The following is a 21,153-nucleotide window of genomic DNA, read 5'->3' as shown; positions in this document are numbered from 1 at the left end:
TCCCAGCCCCCCTTTATTTCGTGAACAATGGCTTCCCAACCATCGTTAATGTATTGTCGATATGAACCGTAACTTTAATGTCGAATTTTGCTTCGGCATATCGTTTGTCCCAATCCGGCTTCCACTGTCTCCAGATCCGGGTATGCTTGCGGTATATTGAGTTGCCGATTCCGAGCAAATCCACTTCTTTGCTTTGTGTATATTTGATCGTATCAAGCAGCCTTTTCTGAATAAGTTCTTCAATGCGATGGAGATATGCTGTTTCGTCGCTCGAGGTGTCCAATCGGGTGCATTGCAGTTCGGATATGTTACCCTGCACCTTCACCTGATAATGGACGCGCAGCGAATCTGATGCAATGGCAGGCTTCATGACGGAATTGACCGATTGCACCTCGAGAGATTCGTACTTACGTTCTTTTTCGTTGTTATTGGCTTCGCAAGGCACTTTGACGATTCCGCTGCGGAATTGGCCTCTCAGCATTAATAAATCTTGCGTTTGTCTGCTGCTTAGCGGTCCAGCGAACTGTCCTTGATGGATAGCTGCCGAGCCAATGAGAATCATTTCGTTGGATGACGATTTGGACATAAGCGGCATTATCGTGTTCCCGGTTTCGCTTTTCAAATCGCGGGCAAGCTTCAATAAAGTCATGTTCGGTACTTTACCTGCAAATCGGTTGGCGATTTCCTCCATACGGTTCATTTGTTGGGAGGATGTCAGCTCGATCATCGGTTTTTCTTTCAACAGGTCTGCGGAATCTTCTTTGGCAATAACGACTTTGGTCGTAATTCGCGTCTCATGGTCCCGATAAAATAATTCTAGCAAGGATAACAAATTGTTACGCGCTGCCGTTCGCTCATCAATAATGATCATTCTCGTATGTCCCCATTGCGTTTTGCGGCCGAGACGAAGCGTAATATCCCGTATGGCCTCTTGAGTGGTAGCCCCGGTCGACTCGATGTTTGTAAATGAGTTGCCGGTGTCACCTTTGCCTGCCGTTTTCTGCGACGGTTTAAACAGTTGAACCATAATTTTGACCTTGTCTGGTTCTGGTTTATTGATCGCGATACCCATAACGAATGCTTTCTCCGGAAGCTCTTCGCGGTTCCAGCATCCTGATAAGAGAGCGATGCTTAGTATAAGAAAGAGTATCTTGAACCATTTCCTCATCCTCATCTCATCCTCATTCTCTCCGAGTCGTGATCCTATGGCGTTGGTTGGTTTTATTTACGGGTTCTTATTGCTCTCTTTTTTGTTGGTTGCTGCAGCGTAAGCTTGATGCAATTGGAAGACCCGTTCCGGATTCATGTACGGTTTACCGAGCGACCGCAGCGTGATGAGATGCCATAGGATGATCAGCAGGCCGAACATTAAGCCGAATCCGCCGAGAACGGCTGATAGCATCATTAACGGAAACCGGAGAATACGCAGTGCGATCGCCATATTGTATTGCGGAAGCGCGAACGAAGCGATGCCAGTCAGAGCAACAACGACCACCATGATCGGGGAGGCGAGTCCCGCATTAATCGCTGCTTCGCCAATAACCAGTGCTCCAACGATGCTGACGGCTGAACCGACGGGCCTTGGCAGGCGAATACCGGCTTCCCGAAGCAATTCAAAGAAAAATTCCATAATAAATGCTTCGAAGAAGGCGGGAAACGGGATGCCTTCGCGTGAATCCAGAATCGCGAGCAGCAGTACGGTCGGGATCATTTCGGAATGGAAAGTACTGAGCGCGATATAGATGCTGGGCAACGTCAAGGCGAACAAAAATGCGAACAATCGCAGCCAGCGAATCATCGTCGTGTAGACGGTACGATGATAAAAATCTTCGTTCGATTGAAGCAGATCGATGAACAAGCCGGGACAAATCAGCATCGACCCTGTTCCTTGAACGAGTACGATAATTCTGCCGTCCAGCAAGGAAGCGACTGCTACGTCAGGACGCTCGGTGATCCGGAACTGCGGAAACGGCGAGTAAGCGGAGTCTTGGATCAGCTTCTCGACATAAGAGGTTTCCAATATCTCGGTTTGTTTCACTTTCTCGATACGGTGTTCAAATTCAACTAACAATTCCTTGTCGATACAATCATCCAGATAGCCGTATACGACATGTGTACGAGTCTTGCCGCCGCCATTAATCGACACGAGCTTGAAATGGGGACTTCTGAGCCGAATGCGAAGAAGGCCAAGGTTTTTGTTCATGTTCTCAACCGTGCTCTCGCGAGGACCCTGCACAACGCTTTCATTGGGAGGCTCTGAAATTGCTCTTGTCTCAACATTGGACGTTTCGAAGTACAGCGCCTTATCCCATCCAGCTATCAAAATAACAAAATAGCCGTCCAGCAATTTCTGTACAACCGTATCGATATCGTCCGCTAATCGTGCAGTACGGTCGGATACGCCATTTCCTTCGAAGAATGCCTTTATCGTGTCGAGCGTAACTTCTGTACCTGGCCCTACCTCGTGAGTGACCAGATCTTGCAGAACCGTCTTAAGGTAGTTCGTTTGGTTGAGTTCAACCAAGGATTGGAAATGAACAGTTAGTGCTTCCAGTTCCAAGTTCGGTCCGTACTTCCAAGGCAGATAGATCAAATCACTGCAATTGACTAATATCTGTTCCAGCCGGGACCGATTGACTTCCAGCTGTGTCGAGATCGGCGTAAGGGACACGGTCGGTTCACTGCTGTTGGATTGGCTTTGGTCCGGCATACATACAACACCCCCGTACCGCTATTGTGCGATAGGGGGTGTCGAATTATTCCTGTAAGTGGTAATAGCGGAGGAAGAGTCTGGACAACTTGGTTCGATTAGCGTCTGGCAGCCCATACGAGCCCCCGTCTTAGCATCTCGGATACTTGAGGCATGAGGACGATTTCGGGAGAATGCCCAAGCGAATTGTAATAAATGCGGCCCTCGCCGTATTGCTTGATCCAGGCTGTCGGCATGATTACCGGCCGCCATACAAGCGGAGGAGCAGGGGTGGAAAAGCAGCTGTTCGCGAGTACCGCAATGGACGGATCGACCATCATGTAATATTGTTCCGTCGTTACGCAGAAATCGCCGATACCGGCAACAAGCGGATGCGTTGGATGGGGCAGGTGTACCCGGTAGGTTACCTGTTGTCCCCCGGGATGCGCAAGAAATTGGCCGCCGACCATCGCTTGATATTCGATGACGCTTCGAAACGCATCGGCGGTGGCATGCAGGCCGGCGAGACCCGTACCAGCAGCTACAGCATCGGTCAAATTGCGGGTCTGGTCGGGCGTAAGCTCCCCCATCGTCCATAAAGGAATGATAAGATCGGCTTCCTCCAGCTTAGTACGGTAGGAGAAAATGTCCAGAGTGTTATAGATATCAACTCTAAAATGCTGCTGGCTCAGCATTCGCGCTACAATGAGCGCAACTTCCTGCGGCTTGTGTCCTTCGTACCCGCCCTCGACGATCAGAGCCCGTCTATATCGAGGAATCACGTTATTCCTCCATTCCGCACTTTTTCTTACGATCGTATTACGTCAGGGCGTCGATTATGACAAGGCGGGCGGGATGGATTTGAAGGAAAATGGACTGCCTTATGATTCGGCTTTCAACCGGTCGCGGGTTACTTGAAGCGTTGAACGTTTCAATTGTTCAATAGCTGGCATGCATTGGGCTAATTGGTGCTTATAATGCTGAATCAAAGCTTCGTCCTTCAGTGAAGCCAGGTTAATCTCGATCGTAAGCAGGGCGGATTGGGCGGCTGCTTCGAACAAGATCGAGCCGATCGCAAGATCGGAAATGACATTAGGATTCGACGTATGCGCAATGCTGTGCGTGGAGACGACTCCGCTGCGGCACAACTCGATGAGCCGAATCGGCACTTCAATAGCAGAGACGGCTGCTTGCTGCAGCGCATGGCTGCGTATCTTCTTCTCCTCATCCGTAACTTTAGGCAGCCTGTAGGCTTGCATGTACGTATTGAAAGCTTCGATATCTTCTTGGAGAATCTGCTCGCATTGAGAGATTAAACGGTTCATCGTATCAATGGCATCGTCCATCTGAGGGCGAACGTCAGCGTATTTATCGCTTTGGGATAAATGGCCGACCATGGACGTCATGGACGCTGCAAGCGCTCCGACGAGTGCGGCGATGCTGCCGCCGCCAGGTGTTGGCTGCGGACTAGCGGCGTGCTGTATGAAATGACGGATCGATTGATCCCATAAGCTCGTACTCATGGATGCGGCACCTCCCGGTGCTGAAGGGAGACAGCTTTCGTTAAGTTCTCGAATAAAATGGCTGTCGTTAATGTTCCGACACCGCCCGGAACGGGGGAGAGCGCTGCGGCATGCAAGGCGGCTTCGGGTTCTACGTCACCGGTGATCGTTCCATTGTTAAGCTCGTTAATGCCGGCATCGATGATCGCTAATTCAGAATGAACCATCTCTTTCTTGATCATGTTAGGGCGTCCGACGGCAACGAAAGCAATCTCGGCATGCCGGAGATGGAACGCGATATCCGGCGTTCGGGAATGGCAGACGGTGACGGTTGCATTCTCCCTCTGCAGCATGTGGAAGAGAGGCAGTCCGACCGTCTGGCCGCGTCCGACTAACGTGACATTCCGGCCTTCGAGCGAGTAGCCATAATGCTTCAGCAGCTGAATGCACGCTTGCGGTGTGGCGGGGTAAAGTCCTTCGGCTCCTGTTAGAGTTGCCAGCTTGTTGACCGGCGTAACGCCGTCGACGTCCTTCAAGGGGGAGATGATGCTCTCGAGGCGGCTAGCCGAAAGCTGCTTGGGAAGCGGAAGTTCCAGCATAATGCCATGGATGGAACGATCGTCATTCAACCGTTTTACCAATTGGATAACAACGTCTTCTTGGACATCCTGCGGCAGCGAGTGCAGTTCGAAGCGGATGCCCAGCTTATCGGCCATTCTGTTCTTCGCTTGCGCGTAATAGGCGGAAGCCGGATCGCCTTCGACTAGAATGGTTGCGATGCAGGGCGTAATCCCTGCTTTGTTCCAGTTATCGATCTTGATCCGGACCGATTCATACACTTCATCTGCGGCTTCTCTAGCTTTCATCATGACGGTCATTTGTTGTTCCTCCTCATCGATTAGAATTACAAGCTCCTCCTAAACGAAAAAAAAAGCATCTGCAAGAGCTCGCAATTCACGAGTTCCTACAGATACTTCCCCAGGCGAACGGTACAATCCGACTCTATGCTCCCTTGTGGTTCATTCCACTTTAATCGCCAGTCGCATACAGCTTTTAAATTGGTTTTATTGTAGCAGAGAACGAACGGGATGGGAAGGACGCAGTAAATTTTGTGGATTACATCATTTCATATTTTTCGTTGACATGTAAATAAAATCCAGATAACATATGTTACGTAACGAGTGTTATTAACAAATGATGGAGTTGATTCTGTGCCCCCGAAAGCGGAACTGACGAAAGAAAAAATCGCGGAAGCAGCGTTCGAGCTCGTGCGCGAGCATGGTTTCGAAGCGCTTACCGCAAGACGCATTGCACAGCACCTGAACTGTTCGACGCATCCCATTTACGGAGTATATGGGAATATGGACGCGATCAAAGATGATGTCTATCAGCTGGCTGTCGATTATACGATCGACTACATAAGCAAATACGAAGACTCGAACAACGCCCGCGCGCTTAATTTAACATTGGGCATGTTGTTGTTCGCGCAGCATGAGAAGCAGCTGTTCCGGGTCGTATACTTATCCGATTATACGAAGCATTACTTGACCAAAAGCCATCACAAGCTGAGAGAAATGATGTACTCCGCAATTAAAGATATCGACTCCCGGCTTCAATCGTTGGATGAAAGCACGTTTGAACAAATCTTTATGAGCCTGTCGATCTTCATCATCGGCATGGGAACGATGATCAACTCGAATACGCTGGAGCTCGACATTCGTGAAGCGGAATCGATGCTCATCAAGCTGTACGAATCGGTTGTGCTCAGAGAAGGAATTGAAAAGTTAAATTAGTCTAGTCTAGTCTAGTCTAATCGAATCGTGAGAAGAGGTGTTCTCGCTATGGAAGCTTTGGTTCATCGTCAAGCAATGGCCTCGATTATGCGGCTGTTCCCTTTTTTGAAACCTTATCGATTATGGATTGCCCTCAAGCTGATAACGATCATTCTTAGCGCGGGGAATGACATATTCGTCGTGTATGTGATTAATCGGCTGGTCAATGCTGCGGTTGCAAGCGACAGCAGGGAAGCTAACATGTCGATGCTGCTAATGGTTGCTTCCATTTTGTTAGGTATCATCCTATCCTTTGCAGAAAGATATGCCACCGGGAGATACACAGTGTATGCCTTACGGGATATGCGGGATTCGTTCAGCGCGCATCTGGATCGTCTTCCGCTATATGAACTTGAGCTGCACCATTCAGGCGATATTCAATCCCGATTAGCCGGCAGTATGAATAAGCTGGAAGATTTCCTAGGCGGGACGATGCTGACCATCATTTATGAGTTGATCCGGGTCGTCGTCTGCTTAACTTTGATGCTCTATATGAATTGGATACTAACCCTCATCTGCATTGCGATAATTGCGGTAACCGCGGTGATGTCTCTCCTGATCAGCGGACCTCTTCATCACTACTCCATGAACCACCAACAGATCGTAGCGGAATCGAATGCTGCCGTCCAGGATGCCGTTGGCGGTATTACACTCATCAAGTCATTCAATCTCGTACAGTTGTTCCATAACAAATATAAAGAGATGATTAACCGATTGCTGGTCAACTCGTTAATCATTGAGAAGAGAAAGGCCATAATCTCATCCGTAACCGTCTTCGTGAGCATGGCGCCGTTTATTACATTCTTCTTTCTTGGCGGCGTGCTCGTGATCAAAGATCTGCTTACATTAGGGGCCTTGCTGGCATTCGGTCAGTTCATTAATTTTCTCGTTCAAGGGATGAGTTTGCTGCCGGCCCAGATTGGTCATTACAAACAAATCGCTGGCGTGACGGAGCATTTGTTCGAGTTGATGGATAAGCCGGCAGAAAGAATGGATGGCCGAACCCCGGTTATCTCTTCTGATGCACCAGCAGTATCGTTCGATCATGTAACATTCGCATATGACGGAAATAAGTACGTATTGGACGACGTTAGCTTTACGCTGCCCAGAGGATCGATGACGGCACTCGTCGGGTCGAGCGGTTCGGGCAAATCGACCGTGTTCAAGCTGATCACCGGATTTTATGAGCAGAATTCAGGGGGAATCAAGCTATTCGATGTGCCGTTGTCGGATTGGAGTCTTTCGGCTGCGAGATCGATGATCGCCCTCGTATCTCAAGATACGTTTCTGTTTCCGGGTACAATAGCTGACAATATTACATGCGGGGACGACTCGGTTGAACAAGAGGCAATCGAACAAGCGGCGCGGATGGCGAACATCCATCACTATATTGAATCGCTTCCTGACGGATATGAAATGCTCATCGGCGAAAGAGGCATCAATCTGTCCGGAGGTCAAAGGCAACGGCTATCCATCGCCCGGGCAATAATTAAGAAAGCACCGATCCTATTACTAGATGAGGCTACCTCAGCGCTGGATGCGGAGTCGGAGCGGCAAGTTCAAGACGCTATTCAGCAGGTGATGAAAGACCGGACGGTGTTGGTCGTTGCACATCGATTGTCCACGATCATCGAAGCGGATACCATTCTCGTGATGGCTAACGGCCGAATCGTAGAGAGCGGTACACATGCCGAATTGTTAGCAAGCAGCGGAGACTATAACCGACTGTACAGCGTACAAACGAGCGCCGCGGAGAATCCGCCCCCATTCGTTGCTAAGGAGGGAGCATAATTGTCGTCCAGATCGGGAGTTGCTCAATTCGTACAAATGGCTAGACTCATGGGTCGGCATAAGCTCTCTTATACAGCCGCCTTAATTGCGGTTGGTCTGTCCGATTCCAGCGTATCGATCGTAACCGCCCTGCTGGTGAAACGCGTGCTCGAAGCTGTAAAGCACCGAAGCATGCCGGAGTTATATCAAATATGTATTCAATTTGCAAGCGTAGCGGTTGTGCTATGTATAGCGGTTCCGATCATTCAATATTTGTTCGGACGGTCGGTTCATACCATTATGATGGACGTTCGGCATAAGCTGTTCCACCATATGGAGAAACTGCCTGTCTCTTATTATGAGAATCGGCATAGCGGGGACACCATCTCTAGAATGACGAACGACTTCGGCATGATGGAATCAGCGTTCACAGGCAATATTCGATCGGTCGTTTCGCTTTGCGTAACAGGCGCCGGTTCTGCGGTTGTGATGTATTCGCTCGATTGGCGTTTCGCCGCTGCAATGATGGGCATGGGACTATTGTCTGCCTATTTGAACGGCAAATTCGCAAGACCGCTTCGGCAGATCAGCGCATCGATTCAATCGCATTCATCTGCATTGACGGAGCGGTTGTCGGATCAGATTGCTGGTGCGCAAGTCATTCGCATGTTTCATATGAAGGATAGGGTGTCCCGGCAGTATCGCGGAATGAATCATTTGCTCGCCAAGCTCATGATGAGACGTGCCCGCACGAATGCCTACATGAACGGTACGAACTATGGGTTACGATGGGTGAATAGCGGCGGAGCCTTTATGCTTGGAGCTTGGATGGTTATGAATGGACATATCGAGTTTGCTACGCTATTAGCGATCATATTGCTGCTTGATAATGTATCGAACCTATTCAGTCAATTCGGGATGTTCTGGTCGGGCTTACAAGCCTCATTGGCTGGTGCAGACCGTATCTTTGAACTCATGGACGCTGAAGCGGAGCCGATTCGTTATGACAGTCATTCCTCGCATACGGATAATGGCGCTGGAGCAGAGGAAGCGCTTGAACTGCGCAACGCATCGTTTGGCTACACCGAAGAGAATCTGCTGTTGAACAGTCTGAACCTAAAGGCGGAGAGAGGCTGCGTTATCGCTCTTGCCGGTCCGAGCGGGGGAGGGAAAAGTACGGTTTTGAAGCTTCTTCTCGGATTGTATCCGCTTAAACAAGGTGAATTGCTTATGGAGGGCAAGAGCTATTCCGAGTTTACGCTGCATGAATTAAGAGACCGCATCGCTTATGTGTCGCAAGATACTTATTTGTTCACGGGTACGATAGAAGAGAACATTCGGTATGGGCGTCCCAATGCCTCTAGCGATGAGATCGTGGCTGCTGCACGCGCGGCGAATGCTCATGATTTTATTATGGAGCAGGAGAATGGCTATCTAACGCTTCTCGGCGAGCGTGGTGCGAAATTATCGGGCGGCCAGAAGCAGCGGATTGCGATTGCAAGAGCTTTATTGAAGGATGCGCCGATTCTGCTGCTCGACGAAGCGACATCAGCGCTTGATTCCGAATCGGAACAAGCGGTCCAGCAAGGGCTTCAGCGTCTAATGGAGGGGAAGACCACAATCGCAATCGCCCACCGGCTGTCGACGATCAGGCAGGCGGATAAGATCTATGTCATCGATCGGGGAACGATTGTCGAACAAGGAAGACATGCTGATTTGTTGGCGTTAAACGGCGTATACCGGCGTCTTCATGATATTCAACAAAGGCATGAAGAGTCGCTGCAGAAGGATGCGGGTTGAAACAAATAGACAGACCCCGTGATCTTTCGCATAACGGGTACAACGGCGAGGGGGACGATGGAATGACGAGCTTTCGAAGTACGATATCACAACAACGCCAGTTACCTGCAAATGCGCTGATCGCGCTTGTCGATGATATTGCTGAGCACCAATTGGCCATTAACAGCTTTATGCTGTTACAGAATGGGGATTGTATGCTGCAATGGCATCGGAACCCGTACCGAAGCGATTGCCCGCAGTTGCTGTTTTCATTGAGCAAGAGCATAACATCAATTGCAGTCGGCATTGCATGGGACCGAGGCTTATTGGATCTGGACGATGCCGTCATTTCATTCTTTCCGGATAAGCTCCCGACAACGGTAACGCCGAATTTGGCCCGAATGACGGTCCGTCATCTGTTGTCGATGACGGCCGGACATGAAGACAATATTTATGCAGCTGTGGCGAAGGAGCAGGATTGGGCTTCGGCGTTCTTGTCACAGCACGTGCCGCACGGGCCGGGGACAAGATACCGTTATAGTACTCACTCGACTTATATGCTGGCTGCCATAATCGAGAGAGTAACGGGAATCGGCTTGGTCGATTTTCTTATGCCGGCGTTGTTCGAGCCTTTAGCCATCCCTAGACCGTCTTGGGAGAAATGTCCGATGGGAATAACGGCAGGCGGGATGGGACTTAGTCTGACGACGGAAAGCATCGCCAAGTTCGGCTTACTGCTGTTGAATAACGGATTGTACGAGGGGAAAAGGATCGTATCGGAGACTTATATTCGAATGGCGACATCCGAACAAAGCGACAACCGCGCGGAAGCGGCGCCTGGCCGGGTTGATTCGGCACAAGGTTACGGCTATCAAATTCATTTGTGCCGGAAGGAATGCTATCGCGGTGACGGTTCGTTCGGCCAATTATGTTTTGTCGCGCCGAATGAACAGATCGTTATCGCTGCGACAGCGAGCTTCACCAGCATGAATGAGCTGCAATCGCTGCTGAATCTTATTTACGAACATATCATTGATCGAATAGATGAGGAAGGCTCTCTATCTCACGATGACGATCAGGTATTGCTGCAAAGGGTATTGCTGCAACGGGTTGCTCAACTGTCAGAAGGTATCGACATCAATAAGCCGTATTCTGACCGTACGGCAAGCCTTGACGGAGCAGCTTATACGTTAAGCGGCAATCCTCATGGTCTTCGTCAGATTCGCTTCTTTGAGCAGGACGATCTATTGGAGATGCAGATGGTCTATGGGGACGAGAGGAATAATGTATTGCCTTTTAGTTGGATAGAGCCGATCGCTGTATATGATGTGTTCAACAAAGATTTATCGTTGCACCGGCAAGAAGTTATCACTTCTGCGTCATGGCTGGACAGTAGAACATTGGAATTGAAACTTGTTTATATCGAAACGCCTTATGTCGTCACCTACAAGATTGTATTTATAGAAGACAGTGCGATACATTTTCAATTCAGCATTAACGTTTCGTTGAACATTCCGGAGTATCGGGTAGAAGGAATCAGAACCTCCCTATGACAGAGTAAGCCGCGGGACTAATCCAGCGGCTTATTTCTATGATCAGCCCCCGTATTCAAATACAGCGATTCATGTTAGAGTAGGAGTGAAGTAATACGAACACTCATCTACGACGAACAGGGAAGGGGTGGGGTCACGAAGGCGTGGCTAACAAACCGAAGCAAGAGTTATACCGGCCCTTTTTTCTTCATCTCGATGTCGTCATCATGTCATTCGTGCTAGTCGTATTGGCAACAGCGTTATGGATTCAAAGTTTGGTGCTGTCAAGCGTGCTCTATGGGGTTATCGGAATGGTCGCCTTCATGTTCAGTGAGTATTTGACACACCGGTTTCTCTTTCATCTGAAGGCGCCGAAGAACGTTTTGTTTTTGAAAATATTAAAGCGCTTACATTACGATCACCATACTCGCCCGTCCGAATTGAAACTGCTGTTTTTGCCCGTATGGTACAGCTTGCCGAACTTAACGGTGTTTGCTGTATTGTTCTACTTCCTATTCGGGAATTTTAACTCGACGCTCGCATTCGCCGCTGGCTTAGTCGCGATGCTGCTCATCTATGAATGGAAGCATTATGTCGCCCATCGTCCGATACAACCGGCGACGAAGCTCGGTCAATGGGTCAAACGCACCCATCTGCTGCATCACTACAAGAATGAGAATTACTGGTACGGAGTATCTACGCCGTTCGTCGATGTACTGTTCGGAACGCTGAAGAACGAGAAGGAAGTGCCGAAAAGCGATACGGTCCAAGATTTGGAACGGCGCGGAGAGCATATGGAATAGAGGAAATAGACGTCGAGCAGACGTTTTTTCTTTCACCTAATAGATACGTTTCGTAACCTAACAGAGCAAAATTGACCCTTTTTAAAAATAAATAGTTACAAAATGTAGCAAGTGTGATAAGATAAATTCAACTAGTCGTAAGGAACTATATTCTCTATCGATTTAATAGGTGAGGAGGAGCATATGAGTGCTATCATCGGAGTCCTGCATCTAACAGCTGAACCCGTTCCATATGACTTGCCTCAGCGAATGATGCTTGCTTTGCAACGATATCCGGCCAATGATGTTCGTACTTGGCACGGGGGCTTGATCGGAATGGGCTGCCACGCACAATGGGTAACGCCTGAATCGGTGAATGAGAAACTGCCCTATTATAGCGCTGGCCATAATCTCGCGATCACGGCCGATGCTATTATTGATAACCGGGAGGAACTGTTCGGTCGGCTGCGGATCGAGTGGCCGAGAAGGAAGAACATAACCGACAGCGAGCTTATCATGCTTGCCTATGTGAAGTGGGGGGAGGAAGCACCGCGATATTTAATCGGCGACTTCACTTTCGTCATATGGGATGCGAACAAACAGCAGCTATTCGGAGCAAGGGATATGCTGGGCAATCGGACGCTCCATTACTATTATGATCAAAAGAAGTTCGCTTTCAGCACGGTCATTCCGCCGCTGTTCGAGATCGAAGGCGTGAAGAAACAATTGAACGAAACGTGGCTTGCGCAGTTTCTAGCGATACCGACGATGCTAGAAGTCGCGGATGTGAACTTATCGGCTTACAACCGGATCCAACACCTGCCGCCTGCCCATTCGTTCATGGTCGCGAACGGGAAGCTGAAGCTTGCGCAGTATAACGCTTTTGAATTTCGAGGGAAATCCATTCGATTCCGGTCGAACGGGGAATACGAGGAAGCGTTCCGCGAAGTATTCCAGACCGCAATAGCATCGAAGGTTCGTACCTATCGGCAAGTCGGTTCCAGCTTAAGCGGAGGGCTGGACTCGGGAGCTGTCGTCAGCTTTGCGGCAGAGCAGCTTAGCCGTGAAGGAAAGACGCTTCATACATACAGCAGCATACCGCCATCTGATTTTATCGATTGGAGCTCCAGACGCAGATTTGCTAATGAAAGCCCTTACATAGAAGCGACGGTACAGCATGTCCGAACGTTAAAGCACCAGTATCTCGACTTTGCGGAAGTCAATCCGCTAACCGAAGTTATGCCATGGCTTGAAATGCTGAATGCTCCTTACAAGTGCTTCGAGAACTCGCATTGGCTCAGAGGAATATTCGAGCGTGCGAAGCAGGATGACGTGGGCATCTTGCTGACAGGCTCTGGAGGCAATTTATCGGTATCGTGGGGTTCAGGTATCGATTATTATGGGCATTTGCTGAAACGGTTAAAATGGCCGAAGTTGTACCGGGAGCTTAAGCTTTACGGCAGTCAGATGAAAATAAGAAGAAAGCATTTGCTTCAAATGATCGTACCAACCGCTTTTCCCATGTTGGACAAATCTTCCGCGACTCTTGCCAAGTCGTTTCCTTCATTAATTCACCCTGATTATGCAAGGAAAACGAAGGTGTTCGAACAGTTGCATAACGTCGAGGTCGGTTCACCTGACAGCAAGTTGAATTTTATCGAAGCGCGAGAGAACGAATTCCGCCGGCTCGTATTCCCGCATATGTCCGGAACATTAGGAACCCAGCTATCGCTTAATTATGCAATTTGGGAACGGGATCCGACTTATGATCCTCGCGTTATTCAGTTCTGTTTATCTGTTCCTCTTGAACAATATGTACAAGACGGTATCGACCGTTCTCTCATTCGTAGAGCAACGCAAGGGTATTTGCCGGATAAAGTGAGGTTGAATCAGCGGCTTCGCGGCATTCAAGGCTCGGACTGGCTTCACCGCGTAATTCCGTCCTGGAATTTGATCATGGATGAGCTCAATTCGTTATGCGAAGACCGCCGATACGCGGAAATATTGAACATCGAACAAATAAAGAAATCGAGAGACGTGATTGGATCGGCGCCGAGACCTGATCAAGCGTACGATTCTGATGCCCGAATGTTAATGCGAAGCCTGATCGTATACCGGTTCCTGAAACAGTTGGCATAGTCTGGCGCATGGAAAGGAGGTGATACCCATGGAAAATAAAGCGTTGAAGCAATGGCAAGCTCCGGCTTTGGAAGTGCTTGACGTCAATATGACGATGCACGGTGCAGGCGGCGTCATCATCGATAAAAACAAATGCGATGCGAAGCATCCGGATGACATTATCGACGTAGGCTGCTTGGCCGCTTCTTAATTCACGTGATGTGATGCCCTTATAAGCCTATTGCTTATAAGGGCATAATACTTCACTTTTACAATGAGGTGGGTCTAAAGATGATAGAGAATAAGGCGAATAAAGTTGAGGTCTATCAAGCGTTCGGACTTATCATTGCGAGCGAGATCGCGATGCCTGAACTTATGAAGCCCAATGGGTCCGGTACAATCATTGATCTTGAAATAAAGGCTGGCGATTTAACGGAAGACTGGCGGTCGAAAGGTCCGGAGAAGGGCTATTACGCATGCTTTGACCAGCAGTTTATAATGCTTGTGCCCGATGTGGCGATATTCGCCGTGCAAGAAGGACGGTCAATTATCGTGTCGCCGTTCGAGGGGGCGGATTCTCGAATGATTCGTCTCTATTTGCTCGGTACTTGCATGGGCATGGTACTTATGCAGAGACGTGTACTGCCGCTGCATGGGAGCGTCGTTGTCATCGGCGGGCAAGGCTATGCATTCGTCGGCGATTCCGGTGCGGGCAAGTCGACACTCGCAGCGGCGCTGTTGAAACAGGGTTGTCCTCTTGTTACCGACGATGTCATTGCAGTAAGCATTGACACGGATACGGGCCGTCCGATTGTCAGTCCGGCTTATCCGCAGCAGAAGCTGTGGCAAAGCAGCATCGATCAATTGAACATGGATGCGGACGGATATAACAAAATTTATTCTGACAAATTCGCTATTCCAGTCCAAGAACAATTTTATTCCCAGCCGATTCCTTTAGCCGGCTTGTTCGAGCTTGATAAAACACTTGACGGCGAAATTGAACTCTCGAATTATCAACCGCTCGAGCGGTTAGCCGTTCTGCGCAAACATACATTCCGCAGCTTCCTAGTCGAGCGGATTAACGCGCAGCAATGGCATTTCTCTTCAATAACGCAAGTCGCTTCGCAAGTGCCCATCTACCGTCTCCGCCGTCCGATTGACCGTTCAACCGTACAGCAATTAGTCGAACTCATCATGGATACTGTTCGAGTCACTGTTACGCCGTAAGTAAGGAGAGGCTGATATCTGCTACTGTACAATGCGCTTCTTACACTGTAGCCATAAAGCCTGTGCAGCAGGCTCGTGCTTCGGTTGCTCGTGTACGATAGTGCCTTCTTCAAGATGCAGCCAAGTTGAAAAATGGCGAGCGTCCTCATTCAGTTGGATAATGCGCGCTCCGCGGGGAAAGCCATCCTGACCATACGCGTTGAATCCGGTGTAACGGCCATAGCATAAACGGATACCATGCAGCTGACCCCAGTAATCGTTCAGATGATCATGCCCGACGAATACACCGGACACATCGCCTCTGCTGCGGAAAGCATGAAAGAGCCCGGAGTTGAGGCGGGGACAACCGACGCCTTCACCGTTGATGCCATAAGCAATACTGAAATCCCATAAGTCGTTGTATTCAGGCAGCGGAATGTGGAAAAAGGCGAGTGCAGGGACAGGTGTACCTCCGTTAGTCACCTGCAGCTGGCGTGAATGTTCTAAATACCACTCGATTTGACTGTGCTCAATCCACGCAGCCCCGCCGATCGAGTCGGGCGCCTTGCTGCCAGAGTCGAACAAATATAGGGCGGTACGAATGCGGCCGGACTGCTCGGAATCGTAGATCGGCAGAAAGGCATTGCCAACGCCGTGAATGAGCGATGGGCCTGCTTCCGCCAGGCAATGGGGGAGTTGTTTCGCCAACATCATCAATGCATCACGCGTAATGCCTTCCTCTGCATCGTGATTACCGAACACGAATGTCCATGGAATGCTGCTTCCTGTTGCCGCTGAGACCGCTTGTATAAAAGCTTCTGACGGCGATGCGGTAAGCTCGCTGTGAATCAGATCGCCTGTAAATACGATCAAGTCAGGCTGTTCCTGACCGAGTATACCGCGCATCAGCTGCAGACTGCGAATATCCTCTGCTTGGCCATCGTGCCAGTGAATGTCCGTGAACTGAACGATTTTGAAACTGCCGTCCGTTTTAAAGTGTAATCGAGTCATTGGGATCGATCCTCTCAAGCGTTTTGACGAACCTGTACCCCGTTATTTCATACCCCAGCGCCTTGTAGAACAGGTGCGCTTCTTCTGCGCGGCCGAAGCCGCTATTGAGATAAGCCGCTTTGCAGCCGAGCTGCTGTGCCAATTGTTCTCCGTATGCCATCAGCCGCTTGCCGATACCGAACCGTTTATGCTCGGATTTGACGATTACGATACAGATTTCCCCGTAACGGCTAATCTCGCGAATATTCTCTTTCACTCGAAAACCTAACGTACCGCGCACCTCGCCGTCCTCTTCATAGACATAGAGCGAATCGGTGCGGCTATCTTGAATCATTTTCATTCGATTGCGCATTTCTTCCTCCGTTAAGCTGCTTCCGCTCAATTCTTCCATTAACGTACATAGAACCGAAATATCGGACTCAGTAGCTTCGCGGATTCGGTCATTACTGTTCATGCTTGCCATCCTCCAGTTTAACTTTAGTATGTTGATCTACTGCAGCAAGAGCTCTTTTCTAATTACAAATTAATACAGCCAATATGGAAAAACTAATATATAATAATGAGAAAATCATAAGTTTAACTAATGAATTCCGGCGGAGGCAGGTGTTATCCATGAACTTGCATGCGCTCAAAATATTCCACTCCGTTGCCCAGTACGGAAGTGTGACGAAAGCATCGGAGCAGTTGCACATTAGCCAACCGGCCGTAACCCAACATTTACGCAGCTTGGAGAAGGAGCTTGGAATCTCGCTCGTGAAGCCGGAAGGGCGGGGTATCGCCCTGACTTACGCCGGAGAGGAATTGTATCGTATGTCCTGCAGGCTATTTGCTGTAGAGCACGACATTATGGCGAGAATGAGAGAAATAGCTGGAGGAGCAATAGGAGAACTGACGATAGCGGCAACCTATCTGCCAGCGACGGCTCTCCTTCCCAAATGTATTGCCAGGTTCAAGGCTGATCATGAAGATGTTCGTATCACGGTTCTGACCGGGAATACGGAAGAGGCTTTCGAACTGCTAAATCGCCATACCGCTGACGTTGCCGTCATCGGCGGGGGATGGGAGCTTCCTAACGTTCGCTGGGAGAAGGTGATGGACGACGAGCTGTGGTTTGTCGTTCCGCCCGGACATCGGCTCGCGAACCGCGAAGTATCGTTGCACGACATGATGGAGGAGACGTTCGTCATCCGTGAAGACGGAAGCTCGACACGCGAGCGGTTCTTGTCCATGTGCCGAACCTATAATGTGAGGCAGCCGAGAATCGGCATGCAATTCAACGGCTTACATGAAACGATTAAGGCGGTCAGTGCCGGTTACGGGGCGAATCTTATATCCGCTATGGCTGTCCGCGAGTTCGTCGAGCGAGGCGAAGTATGCCGTGTATTCGTGCCTGGCATCGATCTGAAGCGTCCGATCGCGATTTGTACGGCGAATGACGTTCCGACGCCGCCGCTTGTCCAATCGTTTATCCATTTGATACGCAGCAGTTTGCACGAACACGAAGTTGATGATACAGCAAAGGCGGAATGAAGATATGGGCGAAAGAGACCCCTGTACTGTGGCAAAAGTTGAACGTGGAATGGCTTTACCGTCTCATTCAACAGCCGCACAGATGGCGGCGGCAGTTAGTATTGCCCCGGTTCGCGGTGAAGGCGTTATTGTATCGTAGCCGGTAATATCAATAAAAGAAGAACCGACGAACTCGGTTCTTCTTTTATTAGCTTTATTAGCAGGAGGGCTTCTATGTACGGAACAGCAATCGCACTCGTGCTCGGTTCGGGGGTTCTGCATTCGGTGTGGAACTTGTATACGAAGCGAAGCATTAACAAAAACATCTTTCTATGGTTCTGCCAGCTCATTGCCATGATCCTGTTCTTGCCTTGGGCTATCGCAGAATGGGACAGCACATCATTCACCGGTGGCGGCGCAGGCTGGATTGTTGCTTCGATGGCCGTTCACGGTCTATATGTTATTCTACTTGCTGCTGCTTATTCGGTTGGCGACATGTCGCAGGTCTATCCGATTATGAGAGGAACAAGTCCGCTGCTCGTGCCGATTATTGGCGTGCTGGTGCTTGGCGAGCATCTGCATCTAGTGGGCTGGGCAGGAGTACTCGGCATCGTCATCGGCATCGGATCGGTAAGCGGCATGAGCTTCAAGAAGAAAACGTCCCGAAAAGCCCCCTTATTAGCGTTAGCCGTTGGCATCTGCATTGCAAGCTATATCATCATCGACAAAATCGCGCTTGAATACACGTCGGCCGTCGTCCTGAACGAAGCGACGAATGTCGGCAACTTTCTCATCCTGTCATGGGCGGCTGTGAAGGCAAAGGGCATATCGATCGAGTGGAAGACCAATTGGCGCATTATGCTGCTTGGCGGACTGATGGCGCCCGGGGGATATTTGCTGTTCTTGTATGCCTTGTCTCTCGCTCCGGTCTCGCAATTAGCCCCAATGAGAGAAATCGGCACCGTATTCGGTACATTAATGGGCATTTTCATCTTGCAGGAAGAGCAGGGGAAGAGGAGAATCGCCGCATCGTTAGTCATTACAGCAGGGGTGATCCTGCTTGGATTCGCTTAGAACTCGATTCCTCTCACTTTAGCCCAAATCATCGTATTCCTCAGCGAGCCGTCTTCAGCGCATTTCTCCGAACGCAGAACACCTTCAAGCGTATAGCCGGAACGTTCTGCGACTTTGGCGCTGCGGGTGTTGCGGGAATCGCACCGAATTTCAATACGGTTCGCATGAAGTTCCTGAATAGCAAATTGCGTTATGGCAGCTACCGCTTCTGCAATATAGCCTTGGCCGCTGCAAGTGCTTCGCACCCAATAGCCGATCTCGAATTTCCGAGCGGGCCAATCGATTCGATGAAGTCCGCTGCCGCCGATAAGCCGGCCGTCCTGCTTCGAGGTAAGGAGCAGCATCAAATCGCTTCTCTCCAAAAATTGGAGACGCGTTCTTCGAACCGTTGCTTCGGAATCTTCTACGGACGGAATCGATTGTGCCCATGGAAACCAGGGCTTAAACTGTTCCAGGCTTTCGATAACCGCTTCATTCAGAGCTGCGCCGTCTCCCCACAACGGGGCACGAATATGCAGCCGTTCGCTGTCGAACTGTTCTGGCAGCGAGAACAAGATTGGATTACTAGGCTCGGTTGTCATGAAGATCACTCCTGTCGAAATTTTCTGAATAATATAACATGAGCGAACCCAATGTTCAATCTAAAATGGTAATCTGAACCACGGAAAGTGCATCATCACGTTTTCTATGGGAGCATGAGCCGGAATGGATGGTTACGTTAAGACAGCGTTTGTCTGTCTAGCTCTCTTCACATCTACCATTTATAGGGACCCTGTAGTATGATAGGTTGTCGATTATTTCATACTAAGGGAGAGAGCGATGAACAATCTGCTGCAGGTTCGCGTAACGGGCATTCTAATCGAGGAAGATTCGATACTGTTAGTGAAGCAGAACGTCAATGCCAGCCGAGGATGGTCACTGCCAGGCGGAAGAGTCGAGCAAGGCGAGACGCTTGAAGAGGCCATTGTGCGTGAGATCGAAGAAGAGACGGGACTTGCGACGAAGGTTGTGAAGCTCCTCTACATTTGCGATAAACCGGATGCAGTTCCGTCTTTGCTCCATATTACATTCAAACTTGAACGCATCGGCGGCGAGATCCGGCTGCCGTCGAACGAATTCGATGCGAATCCAATTCAAGACGTCGTGATGGTGCCCATTGATCAGTTGGTAAGCTGTGGTTTCTCCGAACGGTTCCAATCACTCGCTGCGAATGGTTTCCCGGATGCGGGAAGCTATCAAGGGCTGAAGAGCAATATCGGATTATGAGAAAGGGAGATGACAATGAATACAAGACCATATGGAAACACAGGCAAGCAAGTGTCAGAAGTCGGTTTTGGGGCGTGGCAGCTTGGCAATAAGCAAGATTGGGAGTCTATGAACGACGCGGAGGCGGTCAAGCTCGTTCATGAGGCGATCGAGCGGGGAATGAACTTTTTTGACACGGCGCCTGGCTACGGACGCGGAGCCAGCGAGGAATTGCTTGGACAAGCGATTCGCGGCAGGCGGAATGAAGTCGTCATCAATACGAAATTCGGACATGGCGCGGACGGCGTAACCGACTACTCTGCAAGCGCCATTCGTGAATCGGTAGAGCAGAGCTTGAAGCGGCTGCAGACCGATTATTTGGATTCAATTCTGATCCATAATCCGCCCTTTGACCACTTGGACGGCAAGTTCGGCCAGTACGATGTGTTCGATGAGCTGAAGCGGGAAGGCAAGCTGCTTGCCTATGGCGCTTCGGTGGACAGCCGTGAAGAGATGATTGAAGTGATTAGCAAGACAAACGTAGGCGTGATCGAAGTCATGTTCAACATCATGTACCAAGAGACGGCGGAGACGTTCAAGCTGGCGAAGGAAAAAAACATCGGCCTCATTGTTAAGGTGCCGCTCGATTCCGGCTGGCTGTCCGGCAAGTACAACAGCGGAAGTACATTCGAAGGCGTACGTAAACGCTGGTCACCGGAAATCATTGCGAAGCGCGGCGCGATCGTCGACCGAATCCGGTCGATTATCGGGGAGGACACGTCGATGACCGTTGCCGCCCTTCGATTCATTCTCGCTTACCCGGAGATTGCGACCGTCATTCCCGGTGTGCGCAGCGTGCAGCAGTTGATCGAGAATGTATCGGCTAGCGCTGGCGTTATGCCGGCTGAGCAGGTGCTTCAGTTGGAGCAGCTGTGGAGCACCGACATTCAATTCCAGCAGCTTGGCTGGTAAGAGCGTCGCAAATTTGCCACATAACGTTCACGAAAAACCCGCAGTTATAGCGGGTTTTTCGCGTTCCGCCCATTTGTAGGGCATCTGCATTACTGCTAGAATAATAAGAGCTTACGCAATAGGACGCCATTC

General features: G+C 49.8%; 20 protein-coding genes, 1 pseudogene and 1 riboswitch. Of the genes and pseudogenes, 13 read left to right on the top strand and 8 right to left on the bottom strand.

Features of this window, described 5'->3' with window-relative positions; all coding sequences use genetic code 11:
- Window positions 1-13: 13 nt before the first annotated feature.
- From PKO01S_RS05940 to PKO01S_RS05920, 5 genes are all read right to left on the bottom strand, one after another.
- Window positions 14-1,168 carry a Ger(x)C family spore germination protein gene (locus PKO01S_RS05940; protein ID WP_164779500.1) on the bottom strand — a complete coding sequence of 385 codons (1,155 nt, stop codon included), beginning with the start codon at window positions 1,166-1,168 and terminating at the stop codon, window positions 14-16.
- A gap of 57 nt (window positions 1,169-1,225) precedes the next feature.
- Entirely contained in the window at window positions 1,226-2,710 is a 1,485-nt protein-coding gene (locus PKO01S_RS05935) for a spore germination protein (RefSeq protein WP_127530397.1), read from the bottom strand.
- Between the two features lie 98 nt (window positions 2,711-2,808).
- Complete coding sequence (locus PKO01S_RS05930) at window positions 2,809-3,471, bottom strand: ThuA domain-containing protein (protein WP_127530396.1); 663 nt, start codon at window positions 3,469-3,471, stop codon at window positions 2,809-2,811.
- A 99-nt stretch (window positions 3,472-3,570) separates the two neighbouring features.
- Window positions 3,571-4,212, bottom strand: a complete 642-nt coding sequence (locus tag PKO01S_RS05925; RefSeq protein WP_127530395.1) for a cyclodeaminase/cyclohydrolase family protein — start codon at window positions 4,210-4,212, stop codon at window positions 3,571-3,573.
- Window positions 4,209-5,069: a bifunctional 5,10-methylenetetrahydrofolate dehydrogenase/5,10-methenyltetrahydrofolate cyclohydrolase gene (locus PKO01S_RS05920; RefSeq protein WP_127530394.1), complete on the bottom strand. Its 861-nt coding sequence runs from the start codon at window positions 5,067-5,069 to the stop codon at window positions 4,209-4,211. Before PKO01S_RS05920 ends, PKO01S_RS05925 begins: the two co-directional genes overlap by 4 nt.
- Before the next feature lie 91 nt (window positions 5,070-5,160).
- Window positions 5,161-5,245, bottom strand: a riboswitch (ZMP/ZTP riboswitch).
- A gap of 157 nt (window positions 5,246-5,402) precedes the next feature.
- Here PKO01S_RS05920 and PKO01S_RS05915 point away from each other — a divergent pair.
- From PKO01S_RS05915 to PKO01S_RS05880, 8 genes are all read left to right on the top strand, one after another.
- Window positions 5,403-5,984 carry a TetR/AcrR family transcriptional regulator gene (locus PKO01S_RS05915; protein WP_164779499.1) on the top strand — a complete coding sequence of 194 codons (582 nt, stop codon included), beginning with the start codon at window positions 5,403-5,405 and terminating at the stop codon, window positions 5,982-5,984.
- Window positions 5,985-6,032: 48 nt separating this feature from the next.
- Window positions 6,033-7,814, top strand: coding sequence for an ABC transporter ATP-binding protein (locus PKO01S_RS05910; RefSeq protein ID WP_127530392.1), 1,782 nt, complete (start codon window positions 6,033-6,035; stop codon window positions 7,812-7,814).
- Window positions 7,815-9,593: an ABC transporter ATP-binding protein gene (locus PKO01S_RS05905; RefSeq protein ID WP_127530391.1), complete on the top strand. Its 1,779-nt coding sequence runs from the start codon at window positions 7,815-7,817 to the stop codon at window positions 9,591-9,593.
- A gap of 62 nt (window positions 9,594-9,655) precedes the next feature.
- On the top strand, window positions 9,656-11,125 hold the full coding sequence (locus PKO01S_RS05900) for a serine hydrolase domain-containing protein (RefSeq protein WP_127530390.1): 1,470 nt from the start codon (window positions 9,656-9,658) through the stop codon (window positions 11,123-11,125).
- Window positions 11,126-11,268: 143 nt separating this feature from the next.
- On the top strand, window positions 11,269-11,907 hold the full coding sequence (locus PKO01S_RS05895) for a sterol desaturase family protein (protein WP_407669631.1): 639 nt from the start codon (window positions 11,269-11,271) through the stop codon (window positions 11,905-11,907).
- A gap of 183 nt (window positions 11,908-12,090) precedes the next feature.
- On the top strand, window positions 12,091-14,025 hold the full coding sequence (locus PKO01S_RS05890) for an asparagine synthase-related protein (RefSeq protein WP_127530389.1): 1,935 nt from the start codon (window positions 12,091-12,093) through the stop codon (window positions 14,023-14,025).
- A gap of 28 nt (window positions 14,026-14,053) precedes the next feature.
- Window positions 14,054-14,215: a paeninodin family lasso peptide gene (locus PKO01S_RS05885; RefSeq protein ID WP_127530388.1), complete on the top strand. Its 162-nt coding sequence runs from the start codon at window positions 14,054-14,056 to the stop codon at window positions 14,213-14,215.
- Between the two features lie 80 nt (window positions 14,216-14,295).
- The gene (locus tag PKO01S_RS05880; RefSeq protein ID WP_127530387.1) at window positions 14,296-15,231 is read left to right on the top strand and encodes an HPr kinase/phosphorylase; all 936 of its coding nucleotides are present in this window, start codon (window positions 14,296-14,298) and stop codon (window positions 15,229-15,231) included.
- Window positions 15,232-15,252: 21 nt separating this feature from the next.
- On the opposite strand, the gene PKO01S_RS05875 is transcribed toward PKO01S_RS05880, so the two are convergent.
- Complete coding sequence (locus tag PKO01S_RS05875) at window positions 15,253-16,221, bottom strand: metallophosphoesterase family protein (RefSeq protein WP_127530386.1); 969 nt, start codon at window positions 16,219-16,221, stop codon at window positions 15,253-15,255.
- Complete coding sequence (locus tag PKO01S_RS05870) at window positions 16,202-16,675, bottom strand: GNAT family N-acetyltransferase (RefSeq protein ID WP_127530385.1); 474 nt, start codon at window positions 16,673-16,675, stop codon at window positions 16,202-16,204. Before PKO01S_RS05870 ends, PKO01S_RS05875 begins: the two co-directional genes overlap by 20 nt.
- Window positions 16,676-16,833: 158 nt before the next feature.
- Between PKO01S_RS05870 and PKO01S_RS05865 the strand changes: the two genes are divergently transcribed.
- The 3 genes and pseudogenes from PKO01S_RS05865 to PKO01S_RS05855 all read left to right on the top strand — a co-directional run bounded on the left by PKO01S_RS05865 (window position 16,834) and on the right by PKO01S_RS05855 (window position 18,804).
- A complete protein-coding gene (locus PKO01S_RS05865; protein WP_127530384.1) occupies window positions 16,834-17,751 on the top strand; it encodes a LysR family transcriptional regulator in 918 nt (305 codons plus the stop codon).
- Window positions 17,752-17,762: 11 nt separating this feature from the next.
- Window positions 17,763-17,897: pseudogene (locus tag PKO01S_RS05860) on the top strand (WecB/TagA/CpsF family glycosyltransferase); the annotation flags it as partial.
- A 67-nt stretch (window positions 17,898-17,964) separates the two neighbouring features.
- Window positions 17,965-18,804: a DMT family transporter gene (locus PKO01S_RS05855; RefSeq protein WP_127530382.1), complete on the top strand. Its 840-nt coding sequence runs from the start codon at window positions 17,965-17,967 to the stop codon at window positions 18,802-18,804.
- On the opposite strand, the gene PKO01S_RS05850 is transcribed toward PKO01S_RS05855, so the two are convergent.
- Window positions 18,801-19,385, bottom strand: a complete 585-nt coding sequence (locus PKO01S_RS05850) for a GNAT family N-acetyltransferase (RefSeq protein ID WP_127530381.1) — start codon at window positions 19,383-19,385, stop codon at window positions 18,801-18,803. The genes PKO01S_RS05855 and PKO01S_RS05850 overlap by 4 nt on opposite strands.
- Window positions 19,386-19,623: 238 nt before the next feature.
- Here PKO01S_RS05850 and PKO01S_RS05845 point away from each other — a divergent pair, with 238 nt between their 5' ends.
- Both PKO01S_RS05845 and PKO01S_RS05840 read left to right on the top strand, forming a co-directional pair.
- Entirely contained in the window at window positions 19,624-20,070 is a 447-nt protein-coding gene (locus PKO01S_RS05845) for an NUDIX hydrolase (RefSeq protein ID WP_127530380.1), read from the top strand.
- A gap of 15 nt (window positions 20,071-20,085) precedes the next feature.
- Complete coding sequence (locus PKO01S_RS05840) at window positions 20,086-21,021, top strand: aldo/keto reductase (RefSeq protein ID WP_127530379.1); 936 nt, start codon at window positions 20,086-20,088, stop codon at window positions 21,019-21,021.
- Window positions 21,022-21,153 lie beyond the last annotated feature (132 nt).

The sequence above is a fragment of the Paenibacillus kobensis NBRC 15729 genome (assembly GCF_004000825.1).
GTDB classification, from domain to species: Bacteria; Bacillota; Bacilli; order Paenibacillales; family Paenibacillaceae; genus Paenibacillus_T; species Paenibacillus_T kobensis.
This window is presented reverse-complemented; position numbering and strand designations above follow the sequence as displayed.